The following is a 15,144-nucleotide window of genomic DNA, read 5'->3' as shown; positions in this document are numbered from 1 at the left end:
GGCTGATCCCCCCTCTTATTACTTGGTATTTTATCTAATTTTATCCATTTTTAGAAAGAGGCTGCGTCAAGTTTCTTTGCAAAAAGCTTTGCAGCAGCTCCTCCGGCACAGCTCCTTCCAGCTTGTCCTTCACTCGCCCGCCCTCCACGATGAAAACGGTCGGAGTCGCCTGCGCTCCCAAACGGATAGCCTCGTTCAGCTCCTGTTCGTTGTGGATATCCAGGCGCTCGACCAGATGCTGCGGATAATCTTTTGTCACCTGCTCAAAGGTGGGTGTAAACGCCGTGCAATACCCGCAGTTTTCGCTAAAAACGTAAACGATCCTCGCCTCCCGCGCGCTGGCAACGGCCAGCCAGGCCAGCGCGACAAGCACAAAAACGCCGCAAAACAGGCTCCACCGCCACAATTGCTTGCTTCCTTTCATCATCTTCCCTCCCTAGATACTACTGAATCAGCACAAAAATGATCGCTATGCTTTTGTCAAAGAACGATGCTCGTATTATGCAGCGCCGCCCTGAGACAAAAAAAGCCGACCCGCGATGTGGTCGACTGCAAGAAAAAACGGATTCTGTTGAAAAAAGACAAAAAAATGACGTACCACAACTGTAGTAAGTTCGTACGCCGTGCTGGTCGGTCTATGCATAATCGGCTACATCGGTTTCGTGCCGTCTCCTTGCACCAATGAGCGCAATTCCTCAATAAACGCCTGACCCTTCTGGATTTCCTCCTCGGTGTAGCGCTGCTTGCTCTTAAAAGTAAAAATTTTGCCCTTCATTTCTTCGTAGGGCAAATGGCTGAAGTACAGGATGGTGGATACCAGTTCAAGAAAGCGGGAGTTTTCCTCGTTCATTCGCAAAATGGCCCGCTCTCCCAGCCCGAAGTCGACTTCGTGAAAACGGAGGAAGTCGCGTCCCGTTTCGTTCAGAGAATAGCGGTACATGTGAATGGCGCCCTTGCTCTCCACCTGCTCGTCCAAAAGCCCCATGTTGCACAGCTCGTCCACCCTGAGCGTCAGCTCCTCCGAATACGGGCCATACATGTGAAACTCGTAGCGCTCATCGAAATCCATCTCCAGATGTTTTCCTATGTACACCATTTTCTGCAATTTTTTTCGCCCGCTCACTTCGCCGACAATTTCGATCAGACGAATGATCTTGGCGTGACGATTAAGCATCCTCCATCACTCCCAGACGTTCTCGAATCTTCCGGGAGAGCTCCCCCGGCAAAGCCATGACTTTATCCAATGGAAAGTACAATTTGTAGTCAAATCGCCGCTTTCCGCTAATGGCCTGTACAATCTCAGACTTCTGCGACAGTTCTACCAGCTCGCCGGAAGGCATCTGGAGCATAATCGGAATCCGCTCCTCTTCTTCTCCGGCACGGTAAAAATCATACGGAAGATCGGAGGTCGTGTCTACCTCCAAATAATACATCGGGTCGATGCCCGCCTGTTGGAACTGCTTTTTCAGTTCTGCCAGCAAGCGGAAATCTCTTGGATTATATTCGACGTATTTGAAGAGATTCCTGTCCAGAAAACGGGCGCATAAATCTTTCAAAATCGGGTCGTCTTCCTTGCGCCAAAGCTGCATGTAAAACAAAATGACCGACTCGTCCAACGCCAAATAATCGGCCAGCTCCACTTTTTCCTGCAAAAACGGCAGCAGCATGACCGGCTCCTGGGAAAACGCGTAGCCGTTCGCAAACAGCCACTTGGCCCGCTGAAAAATTTTGCAAAGCACGACTTCCGCGCTGCGCGTCACCGGGTGGAAATAAACTTGCCAGTACATTTGGTAGCGCGACATGATGTAGTCCTCGACCGCATGCATTCCGCTGAACTTGAAGACGATCCCGTCCTCCTGCGGCCGCATGACGCGCAAAATGCGCTCGATCTCGAAATTGCCGTAGTTGACGCCTGTGTAGTAGGCATCCCGCAGCAAGTAATCCATCCGATCCGCGTCCAACTGACTGGAGATCAAGCTGACAATCAACTTGTTGTCGTATGTTTTGTTGATGACTTCCGCCAGCTTCTTCGGGAACTCTTCATCCAAACGGCGCAAAATCCGGTTGATCTGCGTGTCTCCCAGCAAGATCGCACGCGTCCAATCCTCGTGATGGTATTTGAACACCTTTTCAAACGAATGGGAAAACGGCCCATGCCCGACATCGTGGAGCAGGGCTGCGCACAGACACAGCAACTTTTCCTCATACGTCAATTGAATCCGGCCTTCAAATGTCTCCAAAATTCTCCGCATCAGCTCGTACACGCCAAGCGAATGGTTAAAACGGCTGTGCTCTCCACCGTGAAAGGTAAAAAAGCTGGTGCCCAGTTGCTTGACCCGGCGCAGACGTTGAAATTCTGGCGAGTTGATTAAGTCCCAAATGAATTTGTCCCGCACGTGGACGTAGCGGTGAACGGGGTCTTTGAATACCTTTTCTTCATGTAGAAGCTGGGGCTGTTGCATCCTGGACACTCCCTTCCTGTTTTGCGTTCTCTCTCTATTTTCTATGAGTACAGTATCGTTGATTCTATCATAACACACGTCTGGGTGTGTTTCTTGCGGCAAGCAAACTCTTGCAAAAATTTGAAAAATGTACCTTTAGTATAGATCAATAGTCGTATAAATAGGAGGAAAAAAGGAAAAAAACCTCGAAAAATCACGAAATAATACCTAGTCACAGAGAATCACTCCACTTTATGTCCACCTGCATTTCCGGACAGCTTGTTAATGGCAATGCTCCTGCTGCCGCTGATTGTCTCCTAGGGACAATTCATCGCGTCCAGCTTCTGGAAAAAAACGTCCCTGTCGCGCTCTGGCACAACCTTTTGTGGCAGAAGCTGTTTTTTTCGTGGGCAGCCCGCTCTTGCTGGTCGTCTCGCTTCCCTTGCTGTAGTTCATCGGGTGGCGCAGGGCGAAAATGGCACATGCCCAATCGGTAAGCAATGTCCTGCTGCCGCTCGTGCTCGCCTCCCCCTTCACAGCCAGCAAACAAAACGAAACAGCGGCGTCCCTGTCGCAAATTGCGCGAGAGACTGCCGCTGCTGTATTTTCCTTACATCATCTCTGCCTCCGGCCCGTACAAGTCCGGACGCTTTGCCGCTTTTTTCGCCTGCTTTTTCAGCTTGCGCTGGGTCAGCACCGTGTAGAAGGACGGCACGACTATCAACGTCAACAGCGTCGAGAACAGCAGGCCGGAAATGATCGTGACGGCGAGCGGCTTGAACAGGACGTCGCCGGAAATCGCGAGCGGCATGAGACCCGCCACCGCAGTAAACGAGGTCAGCAAAATCGGCCGCAAGCGCGCCTCGCCTGCCGAAATGACAGCCTGCTTCAGCTCTGCCCCTGCATGCCGCGCCTCTTCGATGAACTCGATGAACACAATTCCGTTGCGCACGACGATTCCCGACAGCGAGATGACTCCCATCATCGTCATGAAGCCAAGCGGGGTCTGGGTCACGAACAATCCGATCAGACTGCCCGCTACCGCCAAGTAGACGGTGCTCATGACCAGCACCGGGATGGACAGCGAGTAAAATTGCATCGCAATCAAAATCAAGATCAGGAACACGACGAGAATGGACAGTTTGCCCATGTCGATAAAAATATCCGTCTGCTCTGACGTTTCCCCGCCGATGTCAATGCGATAGCCTTCGGGCAAAGACATGCTGTCGAGCATCGGCTGAATTTCCGTCATCACTTCTGTTGCCGTGCGGTTTTTGACATCAGCCGATACCGTTACGCTCCGCGACAAATCGCGATGCGGAATCGCCTGCGTGCTGAAAGTCGGCTTTACTTCCGCCAGTTGCGACAGCGGAATCAGCTCGCCACGGGCGTTGGCGATGCTCAGACGCTGAAACAACAGAGCAGGGTCTTCTTCGCCTTTTTGCAGGAACAGCTTCATGTCGATCAATTCGTCGCCGGTGTCGAACTCGCTGACGCTGATCCCTTCGCTGACCAGCCTGAGCGTTGTCGACAGGTCCGTGTAGTTGACCAGCTTTTGCTCCATCAGCTCTTTGTTGACGACAAATTCAAGCGTGTAGCGCTCTACGCCGAAATTATCCTGCACGTCGTAGGTGCCTGCAATCCCCGCCACCTTGTCTTTGATTTGCGCCGCAAGCGAGCGGAGCGTCTCGATGTCTTCCCCGTACACGCGGATGACAACCGGCTTGCCGACAGGCGGTCCCGCCTCCAACTGCTTAGGCAAAACAGTCGCTTCCGGGTACATTTTCTTGAACTCTTCCGTCCAAGGCTCCAGCATGTTTTCGATCTTCGTTTCCTTTTCATTAAAACGCACGACGAGCTGCCCGACGGTGATGCCGCTTCCCGCCTCTGTGTCGCCGCCAAACATTTTCGGAGCGCTGCCCCCGGCGTAGGAGGCGACCGATTCGATTCCATGCTGCTTCATGATCCAGTCGGATACGCCCCGCACGACCCGATCTGTCTCCTCCAGACTGCTCCCTACTGGCACGCGAATATCTACGAGAAACTGCGGGCGGTCATCGTTCGGGAACAACTGCACGGGAGTGAGCGGAATCAAGCCGTATGCGGCCGTCCCGATCAAAACGCCAATCATCCCGGCCAACAGCGGACGCTTGAGAATTTTCGGCATCAGCTTGCCTGCGTACCAGTTCGTCAACTGCGTCAGTTGTTTGCCCAGCAGCCCCGCAGGCTTGCGGTACCCTTCCGCGCCTGCTTTGCGCCGCTCTTCATACCATTGCCGGAAAATCGGAATGATCGTCAGCGACATAATCATGGACGCCAGCATCGTCAACGAAATGATCGCCGGGACGGGGCGAATGAACTGGCCTGCGTTTCCGTTCAAAAACATCAGCGGGGCAAACGAGGCAATCGTCGCCAATGTCGCGGTCACAATCGAAATGGACACTTCCCTGGCGCCGTTGACTGCTGCCGCCAGCGGCTTTTCGCCCAGCACGGACAAGCGCCGCTCAATGTTGTCGTTCACTACCACGGCGTCATCGACCAAAATTCCCAGCACGATAATGAGCGAGACAATCGAAATCATGTTCATCGTGATGCCAAGCGACGGCAAGAATAAGAGCCCCACCGCAAGCGAAATCGGGATCGCCAAAGCCACGACAAACGAAGTAATCAGGTTCAAGCCCAGCGTGCAAACGAGCAAAACCGCGATGACGGCAATAATCATTTCCCGGGTAAGATCGCTGAACAGCTCATCCACGCGCTCGTTTTGGCTGTAGATCGAATGTCTTTCCGCCCAGACTGGCAGCGATTTGTCCAGCGTCAGCATCATTTCGTCCACGCGCTTTTGCAGCGATGGCACGTCGCTTCCTGTCTCCGCATTGATGCTGACCGAGATCGAAGGCTTGCCGTTGTAATAAGAGACCGATTTGACTGTCTCCGTCGTCAGCTTCGCCTGCCCGATGTCCTTCAAATAGATCGGAAAGCCCGCTTGTGTGCGGGAGATCAATACGTTGTTCAGCTCTTCCACATTCACGTTTTCCGCCAGCTTCAATTGATAAGTGCGTTTGTCGGTCGTCAAATCGCCCAGCGGGATTTTTTCATTTTCCCGTTTGACCGCCATCATTACCTGGCTCCACGTTATGCCGTATTGGCTCAGCTTTTGCGTATCCACCTCGATGTGAACTTCCTGCTTCGGCAAGCCTTCTACCTGGACGTCCGCCACATTGGGAATCGTGCGCAGTTGCTCTTTCCACGACTTCAGCATGTCGCGCATGCTGTACAGTTGCTCCCGCGAATCTGCCGTCACCGCAAACGTCTGGACAAACGTGCGGTTCAGGTCGTCGTTGATGATCGGCTGCTTTGCATCTGCCGGAAGCTCGGCCTCTGCGTCTTTTACCTTTTTGCGCAGCTCATCCCATTTTTGCTTCGGGTCCACGTCGCTTTTCGCTTCCACGATGATCGAGGAGACGCCTAGCGAAGAGGTGGAGGAAATATAGCTCAGTCCTTGCAACTCGTTGATTTTTTCCTCCAGCTTCTTCGTCACCGTCTGCTCGACCTTCTCTGGCGAAGCTCCCGGGTAAATGGTCGTCACGGTCGCCAGGTTGACGATGATGTCAGGCGACTCCTGCTTCGGAAGCTGGAAAAAGCTGAGGAAGCCGACCAGCACGACCATGACAAAAAACAGCAGTGTGATCTTGCGTTTCTTGACGATGTACGTAATCACGGCTGGTTCCCTCCTGCCGCCTCAATCGGGTCGCCGTCAAACAAACGGTCGACACCTTTGACGATCAGTTGGTCCCCCTCTTTCAGCCCGCTTTTGATTTCCAGTTTGTCATTGGAAATCTGTCCGATCTCTACCTTTGTTTTTACAGCCTTGCCGCCCGCATTGAGAAACACATGGGCGTCGTCTTTTCCTCGGCTGATAACGGCCTCAACCGGAACATAGACGCCGGCCTGCCCTTTGATCGTCTTGGTCGCCTTGACGACTTGCCCGGCAAACCAGTCGTGCGCGGAGTTGGCCACCTGCACTTCCACACCGATCGTCCCTGTGCTCTGGTTGGTCGCCGGGTATATTTTGGTGACCTTGCCGTCGCGCTTCTGGCCGTACAGATCGAGCGAAATCGTCTCGCCTTCCTTCCAGACGGAAATCTCGCGGTCAGGTACTGGCAGCACGACTTTTAGCGTGTCGATATTGCCGACCTTGTACACAGGAGTCCCGGATCCGACCAGATTGCCCGCAGATGTGAGCTTGGCGATGATGGTGCCATTGATGGGAGAGCGGAGCTGTGTTTTTGCCAGGGTGCTTGCCGCCACTTGTTTTGCGATCACAGCCTGGTTGTAGGTGGCCCGGCTCAGCTCCTTGTCTTCTGCACGCGCCCCCTGGGTCACCAGCGAGTACGCCTGTTGTGCATTTTGCAAATCTTTTTGCGCAAGCGTCAGCCCGTTCTGCGCCGTCTCGAACTCGCTTTGCGAAATCGCCTTTTGCTGATAAAGCTGTTCAATCCGTTTGAAATCATCCTGCATTTTTTGCAGAGCAACCGTTGCCTTTTCGACCAGCAGCCGCGCCTGGGCGATCTCCTGCTCCCGCGCTCCGTTGTTGACCTTGCTCAGATTGGCAGCGCTCTGTTGAACCGCTGCGTCCGAGGAAGCGACCTGCAGCGAATAGTCCTGCGCGTTGAGCCGAGCCAGCACATCCCCCGCCTTGACCTTGTCGCCCTCGTTTTTCGCCATCTCCACGAGCTGGCCGCCCACTTCAAAAGAGACGACAGCCTCTTCCAGCGGCTCCAGCGTTCCAGACAGCTCTGACACCGTTTCCGCCTGTTCCTTTTTGACTGCGGCCACGACGACCTGCTTGACTTCCTTTTCCGGGGCTGCGGCAGGCTGCTGCTCACTGCATGCCGTTGTTGTCAACAATCCCATCATCATTACAGACACAAGCCATTTTCTCTTCATGACTTCCCCCGCTCCTATGTACCATCACACGATTTTGTTTTTTTACGCCCGTTTGATTCCTTCCAGCAAAATTTCTGACGCATGCTCATACAGTTGTTCCTCGTCATTGATGATCGGGGCATCAAGGCTGACGCGGTACTTGGCCATGAACGCATAAAAGAACGTCGAAATGAACATCAAAGCCGCTGTGCAAGGATCAGATTTGGGCAGGTGTCCCTGCTCCTGAAATTCGGCGAGCTTTGCGCTCAGCACGTCTACGGCGGTCATCGGCAAACTGCTGAACAGCTTGACGACCTCCGGGTAATTGTCTGCCTCGACAATGCAAATCATCAAAATTTCTTTGCGCTCCACCAGCAAGTGGTAATACGTCCTCGCATACGTAATAAGCATCTCTTTGACGTTGGCGAACTCGCCCTGCAGCCCTTGCTCCAACTGCTCCCGCACGTCGAGAACGTCTTTGAGCAGCTCTTCGAGAATTGCCACCTTCGTTTTGAAATGGCGAAAAATCGTCACCTCATTAACTCCGGCCAGTTCGGAAATTTTGCGGGTCGTCGCTCCCTTGTAGCCTTTTTGCGCCATCAACTGGCGGGCCGCAGACAAAATTTTCTCCCGCGTCTCCTGCTCCTCTCCCCTCCCTCCAGAAGCCTGATCTATATGTGGGTGATCCATAATGCACCTCCGAACCATGCAAGCAATTGCTTTCATTTTCATAAATTTCCACGCACATTATATCCCGGCGATACATGCATGTAAATACTTGCATGCGTTCGCAAACGAAAAAATTCACTTCATCTCCCCTAACAAAAAAACAAGCTCTCCCTCAGCTTGTTTTTTGTCCGGCTGCATAGCAACCACCCGCTACTCTAGGCCGTTTGTTGCTTTGCCAGAATGAGTTTTCGCATGCTTTTTTTGCAACTGCTCTTTTCCCAGAGATGTACACCACGGCATATGGCAGCCGGATATCCAAATGCCAAGCCGAAGGTTTCAACCTGTCGGCCTCACCGCTTTACATGCTGCTTGACCTGGGAGTCGGGATCGAGACGAAACTCTTCCGAAGACTCGACCAGCTCAATCTCGCAGCCCGGTCCAATCTCGACGTTTTTGCCGCGAACGACCTTGGCGTGTGTATATTCCAAATAAATGTCATCGCCTTCAATCGTGTCTACCGAGAGGATGAAGGCGTTGTTAAAAATGTGCTTCAACAGCTTGTTGAGAGTGCTGCTGCCTCCTTTGCGGACCTCGATGTACTCTCCGCCCATTTCCTTTGCCTCGCAGCCGGCGTGCAGATAGACTTCGATCCGCCCTGCATTCAGCAGGCCGCCAACGGTAAACGCGCCTTTTGCAGAGAACACTTCTGCTTCGCAATCCCCTGTCGTCTTCAGCATGCCGCGCACCTTCACTTCTTCGCCTGTCAGGCTGCCGCGCACCTTCGTGTTGCCGTCTACTCTCATTTTGGTAAAAGACAAGTCACCATCCACATCGAGCTGGCCGTACACCTCGATCGTTTCCAGCTCGGCGTTGCCGCTGATGGACGAATTTCCCTCCACCTTTGCCGATGCTCCCCGCACATTCCCGGCGATGCCGAGATGGCCCGCGCAATGCAGCGTCTCGCACTCCACATCCCCTTTGATTTTGCCAAAGCCCTGCACATCTACTTTGTTATACGTGCCTCCCGAAGCATTCACCGAGCCGTGAATGACGAGGTCTGGCTTGTTTTCGCTCATCGCCTTCATCTCCTATGCCTACAAGATTTTTGCTTTCAACTCTTCTATGCATGCGGCCAAGTTCAGCCGAACCACCCATTTCGTCCCGCTGTCAAAATGCAGATCAGCGGAGCCTTGCACCAGCGCAAACGTGGAAATCCCCATTTTCCGCACAAAAATCAGTTCGCAAGCCTTGCCCTCAAAGCTCGGATAGTGATCGACCAGCACCTGCAACAGCCCGCCGCTCTCGTCGACGCTCATTTCCCCCGTTTTCAACAGCCGATCCAGGACGTAGACGTACAGCATCTGCTCGAACGAGTACACCTCCGGCTTGCCGTAGTACTTTGCAAACAGCTCCAGGGAATGCACAGAAACAATGTTTCGCGCAAGCAGCTCGTCGGAGGTCAGTTGCGTACTAGCCAAATTGGGGGAAAACATGTCGGCCAGCTCATCGAGAGACAAGTCGTCTTTCATGTGAACGATCTTTTCGATCCTGTTCATGATCTGTTCTCGCGGGAAAAAGGTTTCCTGTCCGGTAAAAGTCGCCCGCCGAATAAACCAGTCCTCTGGAATCAGGTTTTTGCGCTTCCAGCGGTACAGTTGGCCGTACGATATCCCCGTCAGCTCCAGCAACTCCTTTTTTGAGATCAGGTTAGGGTCCATGTAAAGCACCTCCAAAAACAATGTAACATAACACTGTTACGTTATTCAACTCCCTTTCGTTTTGCCCATTAGAAAATTTGGCTGAGCCAGGCCATTGACGCGGCCTTGAGTCTTGCTTCTCCCTTCGTCCCCAGTCTCGCCATCTTGCACGCATGCCGGATAAACATCGGCTCTATACGAAAAAAAGGACTTCTGGCAAAGTCCTTTTCTTTTCCTCACACCTATGCAAATTCAGCCTGCAGCAACCGCCTCATGTCTGCTGGCACCGGAGCTTCTACCGCCAGCTCCTTTTCGAGCAGCGGATGCACAAAGCGCAAGCTGGCGGCATGCAATGCCTGCCTGCGCAACAGCCCTCTCGCTCCGCCGTACAGCGTGTCTCCTGCGAGCGGGTGGCCGATATGGGCGAAGTGTACGCGTATTTGGTGCGTTCGCCCCGTCTCCAGCCAGACGCGGACGAGAGACATCCCTTCCGAAGTCTGTTTCACCTCGTAGTGCGTGACAGCGTGATCTCCGCCGTCTGTCACCCGCCTTTTCGTCGGATGGCGCGGGTCTTTGCCGATGGGCGCTTCAATCGTCCCCGTGCCATCTGCCAGCCGTCCGCTGACTACGGCCAAATATTCGCGGTGCAGGCCTCCTTCGCGCAGGACCCGGTCAGCCAACTGATGGCCGTAGCTGCTCTTTGCCACGAGGATGGCCCCGGAGGTGTCTTTATCGAGTCGATGCACGGGATGGATGCTGACGCTCTCTCCCCTTTTGGCGAACAGATCAGCCAACGAGTGCAACAATGTTTCATTATGCTCCTGCTTGACGGGATGCACCATCAAGCCTGCCGGTTTGTTTGCGACCAGCAAATGATCGTCCTCATACAAAATGTCCACCGGAACAACCTTGCTGTCCGTGGTCAACGGTTGGGCAGCAAGCTGCGGCGGCGGTTGAAGCTGCTCCTGCCGATCGGCTACGCGCACAGCGATCACATCTCCCGCCTTCACCTGCCGCTGCAAAAAAGGCGGCTTGCGGTTGAGCAAAATCCCTTTGCTTCTCGTCAGCCGCTGCATCATGCGCCCGGATACGCTCAGCTTTTGCCGGACAATTTGTTCCACGTTCATTCCGGTGTCTTCTTCCTTGACGGTGTATTCCATCCAGTCTTTGCGGCTCACGTCTGATCCCTCTGTTCCATGCTTTTTCCCTATTGTAGCAAAAGGACGCCTGACATGCCCGCCTCCCAAATTGCCCGCGCTCCCGCAAGCTGCCTGCAGGCCACAGCAATCTCGGCTGCGCCAAGCCTTTGGCGGAAACTATCGTTGCCAAAAAAACCACCATGCTCGTAGCATGATGGCTTGTTTTTCTCGTGGTTACCCTTTCAGGTTTTCCGGGTTCAGCCCTTGCAGCTCAGGCAGGACAAACAGGCCGTCCTTGCGAATCAGGACGTCGTCAAACCAGATTTCGCCGCCGCCGTACTCAGGGCGCTGGATATTCACCATGTCCCAGTGGATCTGGCTGCGGTTGCCGTTGTCTGCGTTTTCATACGCGCGGCCTGGCGTGAAGTGGAAGCTGCCCGCAATCTTCTCGTCGAACAGGATGTCGTTCATCGGATGCAAAATGTACGGGTGCACGCCGATCGCAAACTCGCCGATGTACCGCGCGCCTTCGTCCGTGTCGAAAATTTGGTTGAGCTTCTCGGTGTTGTTGGCGGTCGCTTCTACGATTTTGCCGTTTTCAAACGTCAGGCTGACATTTTCAAACCGGGTGCCCATATAGCTGGTCGCTGTGTTGAACGTAATCTTGCCGTTCACCGAATCGCGCACAGGTGCGGTGAAGATTTCGCCGTCCGGGATATTGCGCAGTCCGGAGCAGATGACGTTCGGGATGTCCTTGATCGAGAAGCGCAGGTCGGTTCCCGGCCCGACCAGACGCACTTTGTCTGTGCGGTCCATCAATTGTTTCAACGGGAGGAATGCCTCGTGCATCTTTTTGTAGTCCAGGGAGCAGACATCGAAGTAAAAGTCTTCGAACGCCTCTGTAGACATGTTGGCACTCTGGGCCATCGCCGTTGTCGGGTAGTTGAGCAGCGTCCAGCGCACATTCGATACGAGGTAATCGTTCAGCTCTTGCATCACGCTCTGGTGGGCGCGGCGACGGTCTACCGGCACATCTGACATTTCGCTGTCATTGGACGGGCCGTTGATAACGATATACGTATCGAGATCCTTGAACATCGGCTCTTCCCACTTGGCCAGATGGGTCGCCCGCTCTGCGCTTGTTCCCATCATCAGCTCCCGCTGGATTTGCATGTCCAGAACCCGCACAAACGGATAGGCTCCCTTGGCGTACGCTTGCTTGACCAGCTCTTTTGCCAGCGCGTGGCCTTCCCCGCGCACTTCAATCAACAGCGTTTCCTTTTCCTGCAACCGCACGGAATGACTGAGCAGATTTTCTGCCAGCTTGACAATTCGAGTGTCCAACATTCAATCTCCCCCGTTTTCATCATGAACTTAATAAAAAATATTTTACCGAATGGGCGGCGCTTTTTCAATCAGGCTCCGACTCTGTCCGCCTCGTCCTGACTATCATACCACCTGCGAGCGCGCAACGGGGCGGAAGCTGACAGCGCTTGGTACAATTCCAAAAAAAGCGAAAATTTCTCTTGCCTAAAATCATTTCCGTAGAGTATTCTAATCAACAAGAGTTTACCTGTTCAAATATTTTGAAAGACGGGAGTGCTGAGTTCATGGTGTTTTCTGTAGTTATCACTGCTTAGGTAGGGCCTTTTGCTGAGAGGCCCCGCCTCTTACCAACCCTATCTATCGTTTGATACTGCAGGATGCCTGAACCGCTTCCGTCTTTTTCCCGATATGACTGGTGGGTGCCGATACGCGGTGTGAGCAGTTGGCTTTTTGTACCCTTTTTTCGTGGGCACAAAGCCTTCTTTGCTCCCCGATTTTTCGGATTTTCCTGCCACCCTTGTATCGTCCGATCAAGCGCAAGCGGAAAAGAGCATTGTCTCTCCAGCCGTTTGCGCTTTTTGTTGTGGAAAAACCCGCGAAGAGCCGTGCATCGAGATGTTTGGCCCAAAAAGAGCAGCCGCCTTGTCCTCTTTCGGAAAAAAGCGCGGTCACGGCACCTGCTGATTATTTGAACGTAAAAAGAAATGGAGGAATTTGTGTCATGCAATGGCGTTCGTGGGATTTGAACTTAAAGGTGCGTCTTTTTGGCGAACTGATTACCCATACTTTTTTCTGGATGTACTTTCCGTTTATGGCGCTTTACTTCAGCGATACGTTTGGCAAGGACGTAGCCGGGCTGCTCCTGATGGTGCCGCCGCTGCTCGGCATGCTGTTCAATCTGTTCGGGGGCTATTTGGCTGACCGGGTAGGGCGGCGATTTACGATGCTGCTCTCGCTCTGTACGTCGACGGCGATGTTTGCCCTGTTTGCTTTCTCCCCATCGCCGTGGATTGACTATATCGCGTTTATCGGGATCGGGATTGGCGGGGCGCTTTACTGGCCTGCCAGCTCTGCCATGGTCGCCGACCTGACGACGGAGGAAGACCGCCGGATCGTCTTCGCCACGTTTTACACCGCGATGAACATCGGGGTCGTGGCTGGCCCTGTTCTCGGCTCGTTCTTTTTCGTCCACTACCGCTCAGAGCTGTTGCTCGTCTGTACAATCATCGAGTTTTTGTTTGCGCTCGCCCTCTTTTTCCTGATAAAAGAGACGCTGCCCGATCACATTCGCCAGGAAAAGGCCAAGGAACGTTTTTCCCTGACCCAGCAATTCAAAAGCTACGCGATTATTTTCCGCGACAAGGCTTTCGCCCTCTACATCGTCGCGGGCATCCTGATCGCTTTCGCCTTCATGCAGCTCGATATGTACATGGCTTTGTACATCAAAGAGCACGTCTTTGACCAGACGCTACTGTCCTGGGGCGACTGGAAGCTGTCTGTGGGGGGCACGAGCGCATTCGGCTGGCTGATGGGACTAAACGGCCTGCTCGTCGTCCTGTTCACCCTGCCTGTCACGCGCTGGTTTGAAAGCTGGAACGACCGCAACAGCCTCGTGATTTCGTCTGTCCTGTACGGATTCGGCATGTTTTTCATGGCCTTTACCACAAATATTTGGCTGCTGTTCGCCTGTATGGGCGTACTGACCTTGGGCGAGCTGATCCGCACGCCGGTCGCGCAAAGCTTCATCAGCAAATACTCGCCAGAAGACGCGCGCGGGCAGTATATGGGGGCTTCTTCGCTGCAGTTTTCCATCGGACGCTTCATTGCCCCGCTGACGATCGGGCTGTCCCAATGGCTCTCTCCGCTGGGAGTGTTCAGCGTGATTCTCGGGATTACCTTGCTCAGCGCCTATCTGTATATCGTCTTGTTCCGCATGATCCCGGCCAAACAGGCAGACTAGGCACAGGTCAGGGACGAGTGGCAGCCTGTACGTAATAAAAGCTCCCGCTTCGCATAAAGTGGTTAAGAGAATCGCTTTGCGAGGAGGGAGCAAGCATGAATGACCCGAAAGCTTTTGCCACATTCCGGGAGCAGCGCGGGCACCAATACCGCACGTCGACTTACATCCAATGGGGAGACGTCTCAGAGTCCCGCTCACTGGGCAGTTGCCTGCTGCTCAACCCCGGGTCGGCAGCTCTCTTTCAAACAAGGCCGGCGGCTGGTCACGCGATCATGGGACAGGTCAAGCCCGATCCGACGATGGAGCAGTTGATTCGGTTTACGGAAGCGATTTACCCGGAACGTCCCCTGAAAGGGCGTTTGCACGTGTACAATCTGTTTTCCTTGCAAAATCCTTCCTCTTCTGACGCGATTGCCTGCTTTGAGCAACTGGTAGAAAAGAAAGAAACGACGCTGGAAGCGCAGCTCGCCTCTGTGGAGGAGCTGCGACAACATCCGTGGCTTTTGCTCGGCTGGGGGTGCTTGCAACGAAGGTCATGGCGGCACTTTTCTGCGCTGAAAAGCTTGTGGAAAAAGCAAATTGCCTTGTCCGGTGTCCCTGTTTTCGGCAAAAAATGCTCCAACGGCCAAGACTACTATCACCCGTGTCCGCGGCTCGTTTCGATGCGAGCGGCGATCTTGCGCGATCTGGTAGCGATCCGTGGGCAGACGCTCGGAAAAATGCCGTCTTCTCCCGTGTAGCGAACAGCGCTGCTGCTGCAAGCAAGCTTGAAGGGGCCTGACTCTGTCCGATGCTACACGAGCGAAGTCCGCCCTGACCTCTAATCCGCCCACGCACCAAAAAAGAGCCTGTCTCCCACTGGTCATAGCCCCGTCAAGTAGACACTAAAAAAAGACGCTATCTTAAGCGGCGATCGATTCCCGGTATTGGACTGGGGAGAGGTCGCCGAGTTTTTTCTGGAACCGTTCTGTATTGTAGAATTC

General features: G+C 53.7%; 12 protein-coding genes. 2 read left to right on the top strand and 10 right to left on the bottom strand.

Going from position 1 to position 15,144, the window contains the following annotated elements; genetic code table 11:
- Positions 1-40: 40 nt before the first annotated feature.
- The 10 genes from AC27IT_RS15960 to AC27IT_RS15915 all read right to left on the bottom strand — a co-directional run bounded on the left by AC27IT_RS15960 (position 41) and on the right by AC27IT_RS15915 (position 12,222).
- Positions 41-424: a thioredoxin family protein gene (locus tag AC27IT_RS15960; RefSeq protein ID WP_122953089.1), complete on the bottom strand. Its 384-nt coding sequence runs from the start codon at positions 422-424 to the stop codon at positions 41-43.
- 225 nt (positions 425-649) lie between these two features.
- Positions 650-1,174, bottom strand: coding sequence for a YwgA family protein (locus AC27IT_RS15955; protein ID WP_005830274.1), 525 nt, complete (start codon positions 1,172-1,174; stop codon positions 650-652).
- On the bottom strand, positions 1,167-2,462 hold the full coding sequence (locus AC27IT_RS15950; protein ID WP_005830276.1) for an HD domain-containing protein: 1,296 nt from the start codon (positions 2,460-2,462) through the stop codon (positions 1,167-1,169). Before AC27IT_RS15950 ends, AC27IT_RS15955 begins: the two co-directional genes overlap by 8 nt.
- A 589-nt stretch (positions 2,463-3,051) precedes the next feature.
- Complete coding sequence (locus tag AC27IT_RS15945; protein ID WP_221843069.1) at positions 3,052-6,162, bottom strand: efflux RND transporter permease subunit; 3,111 nt, start codon at positions 6,160-6,162, stop codon at positions 3,052-3,054.
- Positions 6,159-7,391: an efflux RND transporter periplasmic adaptor subunit gene (locus tag AC27IT_RS15940; protein WP_197187350.1), complete on the bottom strand. Its 1,233-nt coding sequence runs from the start codon at positions 7,389-7,391 to the stop codon at positions 6,159-6,161. Before AC27IT_RS15940 ends, AC27IT_RS15945 begins: the two co-directional genes overlap by 4 nt.
- 42 nt (positions 7,392-7,433) lie before the next feature.
- The gene (locus AC27IT_RS15935; RefSeq protein ID WP_005830281.1) at positions 7,434-8,060 is read right to left on the bottom strand and encodes a TetR/AcrR family transcriptional regulator; all 627 of its coding nucleotides are present in this window, start codon (positions 8,058-8,060) and stop codon (positions 7,434-7,436) included.
- A 329-nt stretch (positions 8,061-8,389) separates the two neighbouring features.
- A complete protein-coding gene (locus AC27IT_RS15930) occupies positions 8,390-9,115 on the bottom strand; it encodes a polymer-forming cytoskeletal protein (RefSeq protein WP_235694598.1) in 726 nt (241 codons plus the stop codon).
- Positions 9,116-9,133: 18 nt separating this feature from the next.
- Complete coding sequence (locus AC27IT_RS15925; RefSeq protein WP_007786144.1) at positions 9,134-9,757, bottom strand: YhbD family protein; 624 nt, start codon at positions 9,755-9,757, stop codon at positions 9,134-9,136.
- A gap of 221 nt (positions 9,758-9,978) precedes the next feature.
- Positions 9,979-10,914, bottom strand: coding sequence for an RluA family pseudouridine synthase (locus AC27IT_RS15920; RefSeq protein ID WP_005830285.1), 936 nt, complete (start codon positions 10,912-10,914; stop codon positions 9,979-9,981).
- Positions 10,915-11,109: 195 nt separating this feature from the next.
- Positions 11,110-12,222 (bottom strand): aminopeptidase, encoded by a 1,113-nt coding sequence (locus AC27IT_RS15915; protein ID WP_005830287.1) that lies wholly within the window; start codon positions 12,220-12,222, stop codon positions 11,110-11,112.
- Positions 12,223-12,922: 700 nt separating this feature from the next.
- Between AC27IT_RS15915 and AC27IT_RS15910 the strand changes: the two genes are divergently transcribed.
- On the top strand, positions 12,923-14,161 hold the full coding sequence (locus AC27IT_RS15910; protein ID WP_005830290.1) for an MDR family MFS transporter: 1,239 nt from the start codon (positions 12,923-12,925) through the stop codon (positions 14,159-14,161).
- 95 nt (positions 14,162-14,256) lie between these two features.
- The gene (locus AC27IT_RS15905) at positions 14,257-14,901 is read left to right on the top strand and encodes a hypothetical protein (RefSeq protein WP_238500701.1); all 645 of its coding nucleotides are present in this window, start codon (positions 14,257-14,259) and stop codon (positions 14,899-14,901) included.
- Positions 14,902-15,144: the final 243 nt, after the last annotated feature.

Source organism: Brevibacillus sp. YAE8 (genome assembly GCF_057543335.1).
Note: the sequence above shows the minus strand (reverse complement) of the source record. Positions and strands in the feature narration are given on the sequence as shown.

What these genes read in the sequence shown, in the direction of transcription:
- AC27IT_RS15960 (WP_122953089.1), bottom strand. Translation starts at nt 424, where the DNA reads ATGAAAGGAAGCAAGCAATTGTGGCGGTGGAGCCTGTTTTGCGGCGTT.
- AC27IT_RS15955 (WP_005830274.1), bottom strand. Translation starts at nt 1,174, where the DNA reads ATGCTTAATCGTCACGCCAAGATCATTCGTCTGATCGAAATTGTCGGC.
- AC27IT_RS15950 (WP_005830276.1), bottom strand. Translation starts at nt 2,462, where the DNA reads ATGCAACAGCCCCAGCTTCTACATGAAGAAAAGGTATTCAAAGACCCC.
- AC27IT_RS15940 (WP_197187350.1), bottom strand. Translation starts at nt 7,391, where the DNA reads ATGAAGAGAAAATGGCTTGTGTCTGTAATGATGATGGGATTGTTGACA.
- AC27IT_RS15935 (WP_005830281.1), bottom strand. Translation starts at nt 8,060, where the DNA reads ATGGATCACCCACATATAGATCAGGCTTCTGGAGGGAGGGGAGAGGAG.
- AC27IT_RS15930 (WP_235694598.1), bottom strand. Translation starts at nt 9,115, where the DNA reads ATGAGCGAAAACAAGCCAGACCTCGTCATTCACGGCTCGGTGAATGCT.
- AC27IT_RS15925 (WP_007786144.1), bottom strand. Translation starts at nt 9,757, where the DNA reads ATGGACCCTAACCTGATCTCAAAAAAGGAGTTGCTGGAGCTGACGGGG.
- AC27IT_RS15915 (WP_005830287.1), bottom strand. Translation starts at nt 12,222, where the DNA reads ATGTTGGACACTCGAATTGTCAAGCTGGCAGAAAATCTGCTCAGTCAT.
- AC27IT_RS15910 (WP_005830290.1), top strand. Translation starts at nt 12,923, where the DNA reads ATGCAATGGCGTTCGTGGGATTTGAACTTAAAGGTGCGTCTTTTTGGC.
- AC27IT_RS15905 (WP_238500701.1), top strand. Translation starts at nt 14,257, where the DNA reads ATGAATGACCCGAAAGCTTTTGCCACATTCCGGGAGCAGCGCGGGCAC.